This window comes from Saccharobesus litoralis, from assembly GCF_003063625.1.
In the GTDB taxonomy this organism is placed as follows: domain Bacteria; phylum Pseudomonadota; class Gammaproteobacteria; order Enterobacterales; family Alteromonadaceae; genus Saccharobesus; species Saccharobesus litoralis.
In genome coordinates this window covers 3,632,129-3,649,460 of sequence record NZ_CP026604.1, presented here as the reverse complement: position 1 = coordinate 3,649,460, position 17,332 = coordinate 3,632,129, and the positions used below count along the sequence as shown (strand labels likewise).

General features: G+C 42.6%; 8 protein-coding genes and 3 rRNA genes. 3 read left to right on the top strand and 8 right to left on the bottom strand.

Annotated features, from left to right (window positions below; all coding sequences use genetic code 11):
- Nucleotides 1–238: 238 nt before the first annotated feature.
- From rrf to rluD, 7 genes are all read right to left on the bottom strand, one after another.
- Nucleotides 239–353 (bottom strand): 5S ribosomal RNA (rrf, locus tag C2869_RS13050).
- 190 nt (nt 354–543) lie between these two features.
- Nucleotides 544–3,416, bottom strand: a 23S ribosomal RNA gene (locus tag C2869_RS13045).
- Nucleotides 3,417–3,838: 422 nt separating this feature from the next.
- Nucleotides 3,839–5,368 (bottom strand): 16S ribosomal RNA (locus C2869_RS13040).
- Together the 16S, 23S and 5S rRNA genes form the textbook arrangement of a ribosomal RNA operon.
- A 487-nt stretch (nt 5,369–5,855) precedes the next feature.
- Nucleotides 5,856–6,683, bottom strand: coding sequence for a CDP-diacylglycerol--serine O-phosphatidyltransferase (pssA, locus tag C2869_RS13035; protein ID WP_108603357.1), 828 nt, complete (start codon nt 6,681–6,683; stop codon nt 5,856–5,858).
- A 129-nt stretch (nt 6,684–6,812) separates the two neighbouring features.
- Nucleotides 6,813–9,389, bottom strand: coding sequence for an ATP-dependent chaperone ClpB (gene clpB / locus C2869_RS13030; protein WP_108603356.1), 2,577 nt, complete (start codon nt 9,387–9,389; stop codon nt 6,813–6,815).
- A 154-nt stretch (nt 9,390–9,543) separates the two neighbouring features.
- The gene (gene pgeF / locus C2869_RS13025) at nt 9,544–10,305 is read right to left on the bottom strand and encodes a peptidoglycan editing factor PgeF (protein ID WP_108603355.1); all 762 of its coding nucleotides are present in this window, start codon (nt 10,303–10,305) and stop codon (nt 9,544–9,546) included.
- The gene (gene rluD, locus C2869_RS13020) at nt 10,305–11,288 is read right to left on the bottom strand and encodes a 23S rRNA pseudouridine(1911/1915/1917) synthase RluD (RefSeq protein ID WP_108603354.1); all 984 of its coding nucleotides are present in this window, start codon (nt 11,286–11,288) and stop codon (nt 10,305–10,307) included. The genes pgeF and rluD overlap by 1 nt, the downstream gene beginning before the upstream one ends.
- A gap of 244 nt (nt 11,289–11,532) precedes the next feature.
- Between rluD and C2869_RS13015 the strand changes: the two genes are divergently transcribed.
- Nucleotides 11,533–12,321 carry an outer membrane protein assembly factor BamD gene (locus C2869_RS13015; protein WP_108603353.1) on the top strand — a complete coding sequence of 263 codons (789 nt, stop codon included), beginning with the start codon at nt 11,533–11,535 and terminating at the stop codon, nt 12,319–12,321.
- A 72-nt stretch (nt 12,322–12,393) separates the two neighbouring features.
- On the opposite strand, the gene C2869_RS13010 is transcribed toward C2869_RS13015, so the two are convergent.
- Complete coding sequence (locus C2869_RS13010) at nt 12,394–14,274, bottom strand: methyl-accepting chemotaxis protein (RefSeq protein WP_108603352.1); 1,881 nt, start codon at nt 14,272–14,274, stop codon at nt 12,394–12,396.
- 317 nt (nt 14,275–14,591) lie between these two features.
- Here C2869_RS13010 and C2869_RS13005 point away from each other — a divergent pair, with 317 nt between their 5' ends.
- Nucleotides 14,592–15,098 (top strand): glycine cleavage system protein R, encoded by a 507-nt coding sequence (locus C2869_RS13005; RefSeq protein WP_108603351.1) that lies wholly within the window; start codon nt 14,592–14,594, stop codon nt 15,096–15,098.
- A 129-nt stretch (nt 15,099–15,227) separates the two neighbouring features.
- Nucleotides 15,228–17,303 (top strand): polyphosphate kinase 1, encoded by a 2,076-nt coding sequence (gene ppk1 / locus C2869_RS13000; RefSeq protein WP_108603350.1) that lies wholly within the window; start codon nt 15,228–15,230, stop codon nt 17,301–17,303.
- Nucleotides 17,304–17,332: the final 29 nt, after the last annotated feature.

Sequence of the window (17,332 nt, the reverse complement as noted above, 5' to 3'; positions counted from 1 at the left end):
CATCTAAATATGGCGCTATCAATGACCATCCAAACCTTGGAAATCAAAAAGGAATTTGTGGAAGACTTGGCTATGTTCGAGGTGTTAGAGACGCTTGTGAAACACTTTAACGAGGATTTGCTTTAGAAACTAAGCGTTTTTACCAACGCTTGCAAGCATAAATGCTCGCCTACTAGTTTTGATTGGCTAAAACGCAAAAAGCCCTTAGCTTTCGCTAAGGGCTTCTTTTGGAATAAGAGCCTGACAGTGTGCTACTCTCACATGGGACCTCCCACACTACCATCGCCGCAATTGCGTTTCACTTCTGAGTTCGAGATGGAATCAGGTGGTTCCGCAATGCTATCGCCGTCAGGCATAAACTGTTACTTATCTAATCTTGTTTGATTAGATAATCAATTAGGCTTGTAATAAGTTCGTTCTTTATAGTTTGTTTAGTATTTCTTAATAGGGTCTTTAGTGTCATTTCTCACACGACCTCCATGGATGGAGGAAGTGCAATGTAATTGTCTGGAACAATTACTGCCAAAGCCACTTCGGCGTTGTATGGTTAAGCCTCACGGGCAATTAGTACAGGTTAGCTCAAAGCCTCACAACTCTTACACACCCTGCCTATCAACGTTGTAGTCTCCAACAACCCTTTAGGGACTTAAAGTCCAGTGAGAACTCATCTCGAGGCTCGCTTCCCGCTTAGATGCTTTCAGCGGTTATCGATTCCGAACATAGCTACCCGGCAGTGCACTTGGCAATACAACCGGAACACCAGAGGTTCGTCCACTCCGGTCCTCTCGTACTAGGAGCAGCCCCTCTCAATTCTCAAACGCCCACGGCAGATAGGGACCGAACTGTCTCACGACGTTCTAAACCCAGCTCGCGTACCACTTTAAATGGCGAACAGCCATACCCTTGGGACCGACTTCAGCCCCAGGATGTGATGAGCCGACATCGAGGTGCCAAACACCGCCGTCGATATGAACTCTTGGGCGGTATCAGCCTGTTATCCCCGGAGTACCTTTTATCCGTTGAGCGATGGCCCTTCCATTCAGAACCACCGGATCACTATGACCTGCTTTCGCACCTGCTCGACGTGTCTGTCTCGCAGTTAAGCTGACTTCTGCCATTGCACTAACCGTACGATGTCCGACCGTACTTAGTCAACCTTCGTGCTCCTCCGTTACTATTTGGGAGGAGACCGCCCCAGTCAAACTACCCACCAGGCAGTGTCCCTATTCCCGATTCAGGGAACGAGGTTAGAACATCAAACATACAAGGGTGGTATTTCAAGGATGGCTCCACAATATCTGGCGACACTGCTTCAAAGCCTCCCACCTATCCTACACATGTAGGCTCAATGTTCACTGCCAAGCTGTAGTAAAGGTTCACGGGGTCTTTCCGTCTAGCCGCGGGTACACAGCATCTTCACTGCGATTTCAATTTCACTGAGTCTCGGGTGGAGACAGCGTGGCCATGATTACACCATTCGTGCAGGTCGGAACTTACCCGACAAGGAATTTCGCTACCTTAGGACCGTTATAGTTACGGCCGCCGTTTACCGGGGCTTCGATCAAGAGCTTCTCCGAAGATAACCCCATCAATTAACCTTCCGGCACCGGGCAGGTGTCACACCGTATACGTCATCTTGCGATTTTGCACAGTGCTGTGTTTTTAATAAACAGTTCCAGCCACCTGGTCACTGCGACTGTCGTTCGCTTACACCGTAAAGGCTTAACAAACAACAGCGTACCTTCTCCCGAAGTTACGGTACTATTTTGCCTAGTTCCTTCACCCGAGTTCTCTCAAGCGCCTTAGTATTCTCTACCTGACCACCTGTGTCGGTTTGGAGTACGGTTCGAATATATCTGAAGCTTAGCGGATTTTCCTGGAAGCATGGCATCATTCACTTCAACTCCGTAGAGTCTCGTCTCGTATCTCAGCCTTAGAAAACCGGATTTGCCTAGTTTTCCAGCCTACATACTTTCACGTGGACTACCAACGCCACGATGAATTAGCCTTCTCCGTCCCCACATCGCAATATATTCAAGCACGGGAATATTAACCCGTTTCCCATCGACTACGCCATTCGGCCTCGCCTTAGGGGCCGGCTTACCCTACCCTGATTAGCATGGGATAGGAAACCTTGGTCTTTCGGCGTGGAGGTTTTTCACCCCCATTATCGTTACTCATGTCAGCATTCGCACTTCTGATACCTCCAGCAAGCTTTACAACTCACCTTCAACAGCTTACAGAACGCTCCCCTACCCCACATGCAAAGCATGTAGCCGCAGCTTCGGTGCATAGTTTAGCCCCGTTACATCTTCCGCGCAGACCGACTCGACCAGTGAGCTATTACGCTTTCTTTAAAGGGTGGCTGCTTCTAAGCCAACCTCCTGGCTGTCTATGCCTTTCCACATCGTTTCCCACTTAACTATGACTTTGGGACCTTAGCTGGCGGTCTGGGTTGTTGCCCTCTTCACGGCGGACGTTAGCACCCGTCGTGTGTCTCCCGGATAGTACTCATTGGTATTCGGAGTTTGCAAAGGGTTGGTAAGTCGGGATGACCCCCTAGCCTTAACAGTGCTCTACCCCCAATGGTATTCGTCCGAGGCTCTACCTAAATAGATTTCGGGGAGAACCAGCTATCTCCCGGCTTGATTAGCCTTTCACTCCGACCCACAGGTCATCCCCTAACTTTTCAACGTTAGTGGGTTCGGTCCTCCAGTTGATGTTACTCAACCTTCAACCTGCCCATGGGTAGATCGCCGGGTTTCGGGTCTATACCCAGCAACTCAACGCGCAGTTAACACTCGCTTTCGCTACGGCTCCCCTAAACGGTTAACCTTGCTACTGAATATAAGTCGCTGACCCATTATACAAAAGGTACGCAGTCACAACACGAAGTTGCTCCCACTGCTTGTACGTACACGGTTTCAGGTTCTATTTCACTCCCCTCACAGGGGTTCTTTTCGCCTTTCCCTCACGGTACTGGTTCACTATCGGTCAGTTAGGAGTATTTAGCCTTGGAGGATGGTCCCCCCATCTTCAGTCAAGATATCACGTGTCCCGACCTACTTAATATGGACATTACACTTTTTCGCATACAGGACTATCACCTACTATGGTCAAACTTTCCAGAATGTTCTGCTGAAGTGTAATATCTCGGCTGAACCCCGTTCGCTCGCCGCTACTAAGGGTATCTCAATTGATTTCTTTTCCTCCGGGTACTTAGATGTTTCAGTTCTCCGGGTTCGCCTCTTACACCTATGTATTCAGTGCAAGATACTCCTAAGAGTGGGTTGCCCCATTCGGAAATCCTGGACTCAACGCGTTTTATCAACTCGTCCAGGCTTATCGCAGATTAACACGTCCTTCATCGCCTCTAACTGCCAAGGCATCCACCGTGTACGCTTAGTCACTTAACCATACAACCCAAAGTAGCCTTTGAACTTCGCACTCACCATTTATGCTGCATTGTCTTCGTCATTCATAGGACTCATTTATAAAAGCATAAAATCGTCTCTTCATTCCTCGACGGCTTTGCCTAAATGGCGATTGCTGTGTTCTCAAGTACAGTGTTTTGGGCGTATCAATCAAAATGACACTTTCACGCGCCTATTAAATTTTGAATACTAAATTCACTATATGGATGAACTTATTACTTTTGCCTAATTGTTAAAGAACATTTGGTTGCCTACAAGGATGTAGGTATATCGAATTCGTCAGGAACGAAATTCGATGAGAAACCAAACTGATTAACTCAATTTAGATGAGTCAATGATTTGGTCTCTAACCACTCTGGTAACTGCTTATCTGTGTGAACACTCAGTAAATTTCAAGTCTTAGGTAAGGAGGTGATCCAGCCCCAGGTTCCCCTAGGGCTACCTTGTTACGACTTCACCCCAGTCATGAACCACACCGTGGTGAACGCCCATTATTAAGCTATCCACTTCTGGTGCAGCCCACTCCCATGGTGTGACGGGCGGTGTGTACAAGGCCCGGGAACGTATTCACCGCAGCATTCTGATCTGCGATTACTAGCGATTCCGACTTCATGGGGTCGAGTTGCAGACCCCAATCCGGACTACGAACGGCTTTAAGGGATTCGCTAACCATCGCTGGCTCGCCGCCCTCTGTACCGTCCATTGTAGCACGTGTGTAGCCCATCCCGTAAGGGCCATGATGACTTGACGTCGTCCCCACCTTCCTCCGGTTTGTCACCGGCAGTCTCCTTAGAGTTCCCGACCGAATCGCTGGCAACTAAGGATAAGGGTTGCGCTCGTTGCGGGACTTAACCCAACATTTCACAACACGAGCTGACGACAGCCATGCAGCACCTGTCTCACAGTTCCCGAAGGCACAAATTCATCTCTGAATAATTCTGTGGATGTCAAGGGATGGTAAGGTTCTTCGCGTTGCATCGAATTAAACCACATGCTCCACCGCTTGTGCGGGCCCCCGTCAATTCATTTGAGTTTTAATCTTGCGACCGTACTCCCCAGGCGGTCTACTTAGTGCGTTAGCTGCGCCACTCACGTTTCAAGAACACAAACAGCTAGTAGACATCGTTTACGGCGTGGACTACCAGGGTATCTAATCCTGTTCGCTACCCACGCTTTCGAACCTCAGCGTCAGTCACTGTCCAGGGGGCCGCCTTCGCCACTGGTATTCCTTCAGATCTCTACGCATTTCACCGCTACACCTGAAATTCTACCCCCCTCTACAGGACTCTAGCCAGACAGTTTTGAATGCACGGCCGAGGTTAAGCCCCGGTTTTTCACATCCAACTTATCTAGCCGCCTACGCTCGCTTTACGCCCAGTAATTCCGATTAACGCTCGCACCCTCCGTATTACCGCGGCTGCTGGCACGGAGTTAGCCGGTGCTTCTTCTGTTGCTAACGTCACATCATACGGGTATTAACCGTACAACTTTCCTCACAACTGAAAGTGCTTTACAACCCTAAGGCCTTCTTCACACACGCGGCATGGCTGCATCAGGGTTTCCCCCATTGTGCAATATTCCCCACTGCTGCCTCCCGTAGGAGTCTGGACCGTGTCTCAGTTCCAGTGTGGCTGATCATCCTCTCAGACCAGCTAGGGATCGTCGCCTTGGTGAGCCATTACCTCACCAACAAGCTAATCCCACTTGGGTTGATCTTAAGGCGAGAGCTAAAAGCCCCCTTTAATCCGAAGATACTATGCAGTATTAGCCATCGTTTCCAATGGTTATCCTCCACCTTAAGGCACATCCCCAAGCATTACTCACCCGTCCGCCGCTCGTCATCTTCTAGCAAGCTAGAAATGTTACCGCTCGACTTGCATGTGTTAGGCCTGCCGCCAGCGTTCAATCTGAGCCATGATCAAACTCTTCAAAAAAGTAAATCTGGGTCTCAATGAATTCTGATTTTTTACTCAACAACCAAAGTCGTTGAAGCAAGTTTTAAGACTGTATAAGTCACTCATTCTTCATCAAGTAATTTTTTATACCTGAATATTTACGAGTGCCCACACAGATAAGTAAGCTACCAAATTGTTAAAGAACTTGCCGAAACTTTTGGGAATAAACCGATTTGTTTCGACTGCTTTGTGAAGCATTCCTCTCAAAGCGGGACGCGAATAATACGCCCTTATTTTTCAAAGTCAACCTTAATTTTTAAAACATTTAAAATTAATTTTAACCTTGTCGATTTGGTTTCAACTCTTGTTGAGGCCGCCTCGTTTGTGGTGGCGCATTATAGGGAGGAATTAGATTCGGTCAACTAAAAAATGAAGTTTTTATGATAAAAATAAGCCCTGACATTGCAGGGCTTATTTATTGAGTGATTATTGTCTTAAAAACAACCAGATTGATGATTTTGTCAATTTAAACGCAATCCTCGTCAACCTTTTTATGCTTATCGCCTGACTTATCGTGTGGCGCTTCACAATCTTTGGTATCTTCAGGATGATCATTTTCATGCGCCTCACCTACTAAGTGATGCAAGTTAATACTTTTCTCCGAACGATAAGTTAGGATAGGTCCCGACAGGGCATAAAGTGAAAAGATAATAAATAAGACTAACGCCGGTTCTGTTGCAACAACAATAAAAGCTAAAACCATGACTAATATAACGATAAATGGAACTTTCGCTTTCCAGTCAACTTCTTTAAAAGAGGAATATTTAAAGTTACTCACCATGAGTAACCCTGAAGCAACTGTAATGATTGCTGCGATAATTGAGTAATCACTACCCTTAATTTCATATTCACTACCAACCCAAACCATTCCCGCGACAATCGCCGCTGCAGCCGGACTAGCTAACCCTTGGAAAAATCGAGTGTCTGCTGTACCCACAGTAGTATTAAATCGAGCAAGCCTTAATGCGGCACCAGCTGTATATACAAACGCAGCTAACCATCCTGCTTTTCCAAGATCAACCAAAGCCCAATTGTATGCAACGATAGCAGGAGCAATGCCGAATGAAATCATATCTGCCATACTATCGTATTCAGCTCCAAAAGCACTTTGGGTATTGGTAATACGCGCAACTCGACCATCAAGCGCATCAAAAATCATAGCAATAAATATTGCTACTGCCGCACTTTCAAATTGATGATTCATGGACGCAATAACGGCATAGAAACCTGAAAATAGTCCACCTGTCGTTAATACATTGGGGAGTAAATAAACCCCACGGCGCTTATTTGACATAGATATTGATATTCCGAGATAAAAGAAAGGAAATGGGCGTTGCCCTATATTATTAAGCAAAAGTCTACTCGAATATTAACTAATGATAAACTTTTGTATTCAAAAAATTAAAGGAGCATTAAAGCTCCTTTATTTAGTTTTAAACACCAATTGTTGGTTTTCAATGTCCACAACAATGGTTGATGCTGGTTTTAACTTACCACTCAATAAAGCTTGGGCAAGTTTATTTTCTAACTCCTGCTGTATCGCTCGCTTAAGTGGTCGAGCACCAAATACGGGATCAAATCCGGCATTCGCTATGTAAGTTAAAGCCTGATCTGTCACATTAAGTTTAAATTCTTTTTCCGCTAAGCGCTTTTGCAAGCTCAATAACTGGATTTTAGCAATCGACTTAATATGATCGCCACCTAATGGATGAAATACAACAGTATCATCAATTCTATTTAAAAACTCAGGGCGAAAATATTGACTAACGACTTGCATAACTGCAGTTTGTATATCTTCTTGATGTCCACTAGTAAATTTTTCCTGTATGACATCAGAACCTAAGTTAGAGGTCATAATGATAACCGTATTTTTAAAATCAACCGTTCTGCCTTGCCCATCGGTTAGACGACCATCATCTAGCAACTGTAATAAGATATTGAATACATCTGGATGGGCCTTTTCAACTTCATCCAGTAAAATAACTGAATAAGGTTTGCGCCTGACAGCCTCTGTTAAATAACCCCCCTCTTCGTAACCGACATATCCAGGAGGTGCGCCAACAAGTCGAGCAACTGCATGTTTTTCCATAAATTCCGACATATCGATACGCACCATTGCGCTGTCAGAGTCAAACATGAAATTGGCCAATGCTTTACACAATTCTGTCTTACCGACTCCCGTAGGACCAAGAAATAAAAATGATCCAATGGGTCGATTGGGGTCGCCTAGTCCCGCACGAGAACGTCGAATAGCATTGGCGACGGCGCTAACCGCTTCATCTTGACCCACTACTTTTTTGTGCAGCATTTGTTCAAGCTTGAGTAGTTTTTCCTTTTCACCTTCTAGCATCTTGGTTACAGGTATCCCAGTCCAACGAGACAAAACTTCCGCTATTTCATTGTCAGTTACACGGTGCTTTAACAAACTCATATCTTGCATTTCAGCTTGCACCGCCAAATCTAATTGACGCTCTAATGCCGGAATACGACCATACTGCAACTCTGACATACGGCTTAAATCACCCGCTCGTCTGGCTATTTCCAAGTCCATTCTTGCTTGTTCTAATTCGGCTTTAATATTTTGTGTACCTGCTAGCGCCGCTTTTTCTGAATGCCAAATTTCTTCCAGTACATTGAATTTCGCATCACATTTATTTAATTCGGTACGCAGTGCCTCTAAACGTTTTTTACTGGCATCGTCTCGCTCTTTCTCTAGGGCTTGCTGCTCCAACTTGAGCTGAATGATACGCCTTTCCAATTTTTCCAAATCTTCTGGTTTTGAATCAATTTGGATCCGAATACTAGACGCAGCTTCATCAATCAGATCTATGGCTTTATCGGGTAATTGACGGTCTGATATATAGCGATGAGAAAGCGAAGCCGCTGCTACGATAGCAGGATCCGTGATCTCAACAGAATGATGCAGCTCATATCGTTCTTTTAAACCACGTAAAATAGCAATCGTATCTTCAACATTGGGTTGATCAACCAATACTTTTTGGAAACGCCGCTCTAAGGCAGCGTCTTTTTCAATATACTGCCGATATTCGTCTAAAGTAGTAGCACCAACGCAGTGAAGTTCACCTCGAGCTAGTGCTGGTTTTAGCATATTGCCTGCGTCCATTGCACCGTCGGTTTTACCTGCGCCAACCATGGTATGCAGTTCGTCGATAAATAAAACGACTTGGCCTTCTTCTTTAGAAAGCTCATTTAATACCGCTTTTAGGCGTTCCTCAAATTCACCACGATACTTAGCACCTGCAACTAAGGCGCCTAAATCAAGAGAAAGCACACGCTTATTTTTTAATCCTTCAGGCACTTCGCCATTAATAATACGTTGCGCTAAACCTTCAACAATAGCGGTTTTACCGACACCTGGTTCACCAATTAATACCGGATTGTTTTTAGTTCGGCGTTGCAAGACTTGAATGGTGCGGCGGATTTCATCATCACGGCCGATAACCGGATCAAGTTTGCCCTGCTCAGCTCTCTCGGTTAAGTCAATTGTGTACTTTTCGAGTGCTTGACGTTTTTCTTCTGCATTAGGATCATCCACATTTTGACCACCACGAACTTTTTCTATGGCTTTTTCAATATTTGTTTTAGTGCCACCTGAACGACGCAAAATGTCACCTAGTGGTGATTTATCCTCAACTGCAGCTAGAATAAAAATCTCGCTCGAAATGTATTTATCATCTCTTTTCTGAGAAATTTTATCGCAAAGGTTAAGTAAACTAATCAAGCTATTAGATAAAGTAACGTCACCACCAATCCCTTCAACTTTAGGAATACGGTCAAGCGCTTCAGCTAGTTGAGAGCGCAAGCCATTGACATTAACATCAGCCGCTTGTAATAAAGAGCGAATACTGCCGCCGTCTTGATTAAGCAAGGCATGCATTAAATGTGTAGGCTCAATGAATTGGTGATCACGCCCAAGAGCTAATGACTGAGCATCTGAAATAGCCAACTGGAAATTACTGGTAAGTTTGTCTAATCGCATAAAGCCACCTGATAAACACCGATAACGGGAACCACTCCCATCTCTCTATGCAAATATAATTGGGTGCGGTCACTGGGTTTTCAAGGAGGAATAAAGTAGGAATTTCATTTTTATAAAGGTTTATCAAACCTTTAGCTGTATGAATAAAATAAGATTATCGTTCCAACCAGATTAAACTTGCCATTCTTCCGGTCGCACCATCGCGTCGATAAGAGTAAAAAGCTTCAGGGTTAGAATAGGTACAAACGTCATCAAAATAGATATTTGAGATCCCTAACTGCTCAAGTTCCACTTTAGCCAATGAATAGATGTTTAATAGGAATTTGTTATTGGCAGCGGTAAAACATTGTTGATAATTTTTATCGACTTGCGCAAATGCAGCTAAAACATCTTCACCCACTTCGAATACTTGAGCTCCAATTGCTGGGCCGAGCCAAACAAAAATATCTAATGGATCCGCATTCATCACTTTAATTGTACGACTAATAATACGTTGTTGAAGGCCACGCCAACCACAATGAACAGCAGCAACTTTACGCTGGTTTGTATCAAATAATAAAACGGGTAAACAGTCTGCGGTCATTACCGCACATACATGGCCAATTTGCTGTGTCCAACAGGCATCAGCATCAATTGGCAAGCCAACATCAAATACTTGCTGACTATTGACAACCCTGTCACTGTGAGTTTGCTTTAACCAAGCAATCCTTGTTGGACAAGGTAATTCTGATCGATTTTGAATAACAGCCACAGGATCATCATGAACATGTAAGCCTAAATTAAATTGATTGTATGGCGGGAGACTATGGCCGATGGGATCTGAATTCGTAATAGACGCTCGCATTGTTGATAAACAATGCAAACCGTCAAATTCGGGAAAGTTTGGTTTAAACCAAGGTTTATCCGTTAATACCATTAGTATTCATCTAAACCATGCTCTTTTACATCCGCTCGTAATACAGCCGATAAATTAATCATATCCTCTGGTACATCCGCTTTAAACTGCATCCACTCATAGGTCCGTGGATGTTCTAATTCCAATACAGCGGCATGTAAGGCTTGGCGGGTAAAACCACGTAAAGTATCAATTAACAACTCACTGGCTCCTTTTGGTGGCCTTACCTTACCACCATAGGCAAAATCACCAACTAAAGGGTATTTCAAGCTTGCCATATGTACTCTAATTTGGTGAGTTCGGCCTGTTTCTAAACGCACTCTAACTCGTGTATGCGCTCGAAAACGCTCAGCAACGCGGTAGTGTGTAACGGCATCTTTGCCCCCCATTTGGACAACTGCCATTAATGTTCGTTTAGTCGCATGGCGACCAATTGGGGCATCGACTTTACCACCGGCAGCAAGCGTACCGTTAATCACTGCTTCATATTCGCGAGTCACAGTTTTGTCCTGCAACTGAGCGACTAAGGAAGTTTGTGCAGGTAAATTTTTAGCAACAACCATCAACCCAGTTGTGTCTTTATCTAAACGGTGAACTATACCTGCGCGCGGTACATGCTCTAACTCAGAACAATGATGCAATAACGCATTAAGTAATGTTCCTTGACGATTGCCCGCACCTGGATGCACAACCAAACCTGCAGGCTTATTAATAACAAGGATATCGTCGTCTTCATATACAATATCTAAATCAATAGCTTCCGCTTGGTCTTCGACCTCTATCGGCAACTCGGCGTTTATTTCAATTAATTCGGTGCCAAGCACTTTTTCACGTGCTTTAGTGACAACATGGCCATCGACTTGCACAGCACCGGCTAAGATCCATTCTTTCAATCGAGAACGAGAATACTCAGGAAAAAGCTCGGCAATAGCTTGATCTAAGCGCTTGCCAACGGCTGTTGGGGATAATTGCTCAGAGAGCGAGACTTTTTCAAATTCGTTCATTAATTAACCTTAAAATAAACACGCGAGGTACAAAAAGCCGCGCATTGTAACGGCTTGCAAGCCGATATGCGACATTTAGCACAATAATTGTGAGCGAGTTGCAAACTTTTTTCTGATTAAACAGTCTACTCTGCTGAAATAAGTCTAGCAGATTAGCTTATTCTGTCTGCTATACCGGAGCAAATTGGCGTGCTAGAATGCCGCGCAGTTTTATCAATATATTAATTATGCTAGATATAGGTTTATGTTGCTTTTCTCTAAAAATTTAAAATTATCCGCTTCCAAAGCCCTATTAGCGTTAGCTTGTAGTGCTAGCCTTGTTGCTTGCTCTAGCTCTCCAGATGAAATAATTATTGAAGAAAAATCGTCTTTACAAGCTGAATATGAAAAAGCCAAGACCTTTTTAGAAGGTGGCGCTTATTTTCCTGCATCAGAAATTTTAAATGCGTTAGACTCGCAATTCCCATTTGGCCCTCATTCGCATCAAGTTCAACTGGATCTGATTTACGTTAACTACAAGATGTCAAAATCGGCGCAAGCACTGGCATCAATCGATCGTTTTTTACGAATGAACCCTAATCATCAAAATATTGATTACGTGCATTACTTACGTGGACTGGTCAATATTCAATTGGCAAAAAATGCATTCCAAGAAGCCTTTGGTATTGAGCGCTACGACCGCGACGTAAAAACCATCGGCGAAGCTTTTAGTGACTTTTCAACTATAGTCAACGATCATCCTGACAGTAAGTATGCGGCTGATGCCCGCCAACGTATGGTTTATTTAAAAGACTTTATGGCTAAAACAGAAATTGCTGCTGCTGAATATTATATTGCTCGTCAAGCATACGCGGCGGCGGCTAATCGCGCGAAACGTGTAGTAGAAACGTTTGGTGAGACTAATCAAGTCGCAAAAGCGCTAGATATTATGGTGATAAGTTACGAAGAGCTGGGGTTAGAGCCATTAAAACAGAATGCACAAAAAGTGCTTAAGCTAAACTACCCTAACTACCAAAGAAATATTCTTAATTAAGTGATTTTTATTGAGGCTGACTGGTATTTCAGCCTCATCATTTCGACAAACGACTTCCCGAGTTGCAACTAGTTAAATTTTAAATATCTCAACTGTTTTATGTAAGGACGTTACCTGTTGAGATATTTCGACACTTGTCTGTGAGTTTTGTTCAGCTTTACCTTTAACATCGATAGCGATGTCTCGAATATTCACTACATTTTTATTCACTTCTGAAGCTACTTTACTTTGCTCTTCTATAGCTGCCGCTATTGACGTATTCATTTCTACAATAGCCATCACATTGTCATTAATCTCAATTAATAACTGACCAGCATGCTCGGCTTGCTCTGCGCTCTTTTGTCCATCGCTTTGACAAATAGACATAATTTGTACGATATCCGACGTGCGGGATTGTAATGTCGTTATTATGGTTTCAATTTCACGTGTTGATTCTTGGGTGCGCATAGCCAAGTTACGAACCTCATCTGCAACGACCGCAAATCCTCGACCTTGCTCACCAGCCCTTGCAGCCTCGATTGCAGCATTAAGTGCTAGCAAATTCGTTTGCTCGGCAATACTACGAATAACTTCTAAAACCTGACCTATGGTCGAACTATCTTGTTCTAGATCACCCACTACATGCGACGCTTTATCGAGTTGGCTAGATAAATTTTGAATGGCTTCAACCGTTAATTTAACTTGTTCGTGTCCTTCATTAGCACTCTGGCTGGTTCGGTCTGCTTTACTCGCAGCAGATTCAGTATTACGGGCAATTTGCTCTACCGTTGCTTGCATTTCAGTAGCCGCAGTAGCCACCATTTCACTCTCTTGTTGTTGGGTTTGCATACCTACGGTGGTACTTTCGGTGTTTTTCCACAACTCGTTCATTGCAATATCTAAAACGCCAGTGGTTTCATGAATGTTGCTAACCGCATCTCTAAAATCCCCCATTAACGAATTGAAATCTCTAGCTACCTGAGATAATTCGTCATTAGCCTTATATTCAACACTTCGGGTCAAATCATTGTCGCGACGGATCTCTGAAAATAATTGCGAAAATCGCATTAACGGTTTAACAATCGAGTTAGCAATAAATAAGGTTGCGGTTATCGAAAAAATAGCAATGACAATAAACACCATAATATTTTGTAAGATTAACGTGTCTTGCACATCATTAATGGCTTGTTCTGACTGCTTCATCAAAGATGCGAGCGTTTCATCAGTTTTGTGAATGGTTGCGCGCAAATCCCCCAACGCACCTGATTTAGGATCAAGCCCAATCTGCTCTTGCTTTTCGACTAATAACTTAAACTCTGATTTGTATTTATTTAATAAACGTTTTAATTCAGGCACATAATCTTGACCAACAAAATTAGCATCTAAAGCGTTATAAAAATTGTCGATTCCGCTATCAAATTTCCCTAAATATTTTTTATCATAGCGCAACATAAAGTCTTTTTCTGCGCGGCGCAATTGCAACATAAACGCCAATAATTGGTAATTTTCATGCGCTTTTAAAACATCCTCGACGCCATGTACGGCTTGACGTAAAGACCCATACAAACCATCTTTGGGATGCAAACCAATCGATTGTTGCAGTCGACTGATTTCAGTAAACTTTAGTTGATAGCTATCAATAGTTTTTTGAAATTCACTCAATTGATCGGTATTGATATCTAGGCTACTAAAAACCTGTACAATCTCATCAATCTGTTGTTTAAGGCTTTTGACATTAGCGGCAAAGGTTTCAACATATTTTAAATCTTTGCGAGCCAGGAAGTCTTTTTCATTACGGCGTAATTGTAGTACACCTGAATTTAACGCTTCCACTTGTGCTTTTACATTCGACAACGCTTTGAATTCAACCAACTCACTTAACGATAGAAAAAGTAAAATGGCCAACGCCGCGATAATAATAACGACATTACCGAGTAAACGATGACGTATAGAAATATTTGATAAAGCCAACATGCTTAAAACCACCAGATTCACTTTTTAAAAATGACAAACACATGAATTTTAACATAAATTTTTATTTCATTATTATGACAAGCGCGTAATTTCAGGCCAGTTCTCATAAATACATTTGTTAACTCGGTTATCACCCAGTAAAAATTAACGTATATTATTTATCTTCAAACTATGTTTGTGTTTTTACTCATATTTTTCTAAATTTAAAGTTGCCAAGCGCTTTTAATTTTCAGAGTGTTCAACCCTGTTACACTCAGTATAGTATTAATTCTAATTATGCTTGTTGCTATATTAAATTTTTGTTTCAAGGAATCTTCATGAATACGTTAGTGATGTCTTTAATTACTCAAGACAAACCCGGCATTATAGAAAATATTTCCAATTTAGTTAGCGAATACAAAGGTAGTTGGCAGGCAAGTAATTTTTGTCAGTTAGCAGGGCAATTTGCCGGTATAGTCGAGATCAAAATCAGCCCAGAAGCGACAGAAGCACTCAGCAAAGCGTTGCTCGCATTACGCCAATCGGGTTACACCCTAGACATAGTTGAATCAAGCCCAAATAACGAGGCCCAACAAGCTTGTCACGTTATCGCGATTACAGGCAATGACAGACCTGGAATAGTAAAAGAAGTCTCCAGTGCGATCGCTAAACTAGGGGCTAATGTTGTACGCCTTAACTCCAAAACCAGCCCAGCACCTAACTGGGGTGGTGAACTATTTCACGCTGAAGTGGAAGTTAAACTGTCCAGCGACGACCTAGATCAAGTCAAAGAATCATTGGAACAACTGGCGGATGACTTGATCGTGGATATAAACTCACTTTAAGTCTAATGAAAAAGGAACAACATAAATGTTCCATTTTGAACCATAAATTAGTTAACGTAATACGTTTGCAACAAGCATACTGTATTAAAGGCGCTAAAATAACTGACTAACTCCCTTAAAAATATGACAATGGTTAAATCAGACCAATTATTTAACGAAAAAGAACTAAGCTGGCTATCCTTCAACGAGCGCGTATTACAAGAAGCCGCCGACAAAAACGTTCCAGTCATTGAGCGAGTAAGATTCTTAGGTATATTCTCTAACAATCAGGACGAGTTTTTCCGCGTTCGCGTAGCCGATGTAAAACGCCAAATATTGATCAACAAAGCACAAAATGAAGCCGATCATAGCGATAGCTTATTAAAACGCATTCATAAAAAAGTTCTCAAGTTACAAGCTGACTTTGAAAAAATATTTAAAGAGGTCAGCAAAGAATTAGCTCGCCACAAAATATATCTAGTCGAACCCAAAGAGCTAAGTCACTTTCACCGCCAATGGTTAAAACAATATTTTAAAAATAATGTTTTACGCCATATTACGCCGATTATTATTAATGAAACAACCGACTTAATGGCGCATTTAAGTGACTATACAACTTACTTAGCCGTGGCAATAAGGCAAAAACACGGTACCCAGTATGCGTTGCTAGATGTGCCAACCGATGCACTACCTCGCTTCATATTATTGCCGCCGGAAAAAACCAAGAAAGAGAAAAAAATAATATTATTGGATGACATCATCATCGACTGCTTAGATTCTATTTTCGATGGTTTCTTTAAGTTTAAATCACTGGATGTTTATTCATTTAAAATTACCCGCGATGCTGAGTTTGGTTTAAGTGACGAAATAGATTTAAGTGTCGTTGAGCAAATGTCTGAAGGTTTAAAGCAACGCGTCGACGCAAAACCCACCCGTGTTGTTTATAACCGTGAAATGGATGACGACATTTTGCAAATGCTTAAAGCCAAAATGAATATTTCCGAAAGCGATGACAACCTATTACCTGGCGGCCGCTGCCGTAATTTTAAAGACTTTATCGGTTTTCCCAATGTTGGGCGTGAATATTTAGAAAACAAGCCATTGCCACCGTTTAAGAGCAGTTCGTTTGTCAATCACAAAACCGTGTTTGATGCCATGAAAGCCAAAGATATTTTGCTCTATTACCCTTTTCATACATTCGATCACTTTACTGAACTGGTAAGGCAAGCGGCGTTTGATCCACTGGTGCAAAGTATCAAGCTAAATATTTATCGTGTAGCAAAAAATTCCAACATAATTAGCTCACTTATGGATGCAGTGAAAAACGGCAAAAAAGTCACAGTTATCGTTGAACTTAAAGCCCGATTTGATGAATCTAACAACATTGAATGGGCTAAAATCATGACAGAAGCCGGAATACGCGTTGTGTTTACCAACCCAACACTAAAAGTGCATTCCAAGCTTTGCTTGATAAACCGTATGGAAGAGACCGGCTTAATACGTTATGCCCACTTAGGCACAGGTAACTTCCATGAAAAAACGGCGCGTATTTATACCGACTTTAGTTTATTCACTTGCCATAAAGAGATATGCGATGAAGCAGCGAATGTTTTCGATTTTATCGAAAATATGTACAAGCATCATGACTATCAGCATTTAATGGTATCACCCATCTATTCCCGTATTCCGCTAACCAATTTAATCGACAATGAAATCGTTAATGCGCGTGCGGGAAAACAAGCGGCCATTACGGTGAAGGTTAATAACCTAGTTGATAAGCCATTAATTCTCAAACTATACGAAGCGAGTCAAGCTGGGGTGAAAATTCGCATGATCATTCGTGGTATGTGTGAACTAGTTCCTGGTGCGAAAGGCTTGAGTGAAAATATCGAAATCATCAGTATTGTCGATCGCTTTTTAGAACATCCGCGTGTGATGATTTTCCATAATGGTGGCAACGAGAAAGTATATATCTCGTCAGCTGACTGGATGACCCGCAATATTGACCATAGAGTCGAAGTCGCGTGCCCTATTTATGATGAAGAATTAAAAAAACGCATAAAAGACATCATTGCATTACAATTTAATGATACAACCAAAGCACGTGTCATAGACGCTGAGCAAAAAAATCAGTATGTTAAGCGTGGTAATCGCAAAAAAATACGCTCACAAGTTGCCATATACAACTACTTAAAAGCAACAGAAGAAAGTGAGTTAGTTAAGTGATAGTGGTTAGGTTTCCTACCTTACCCAAT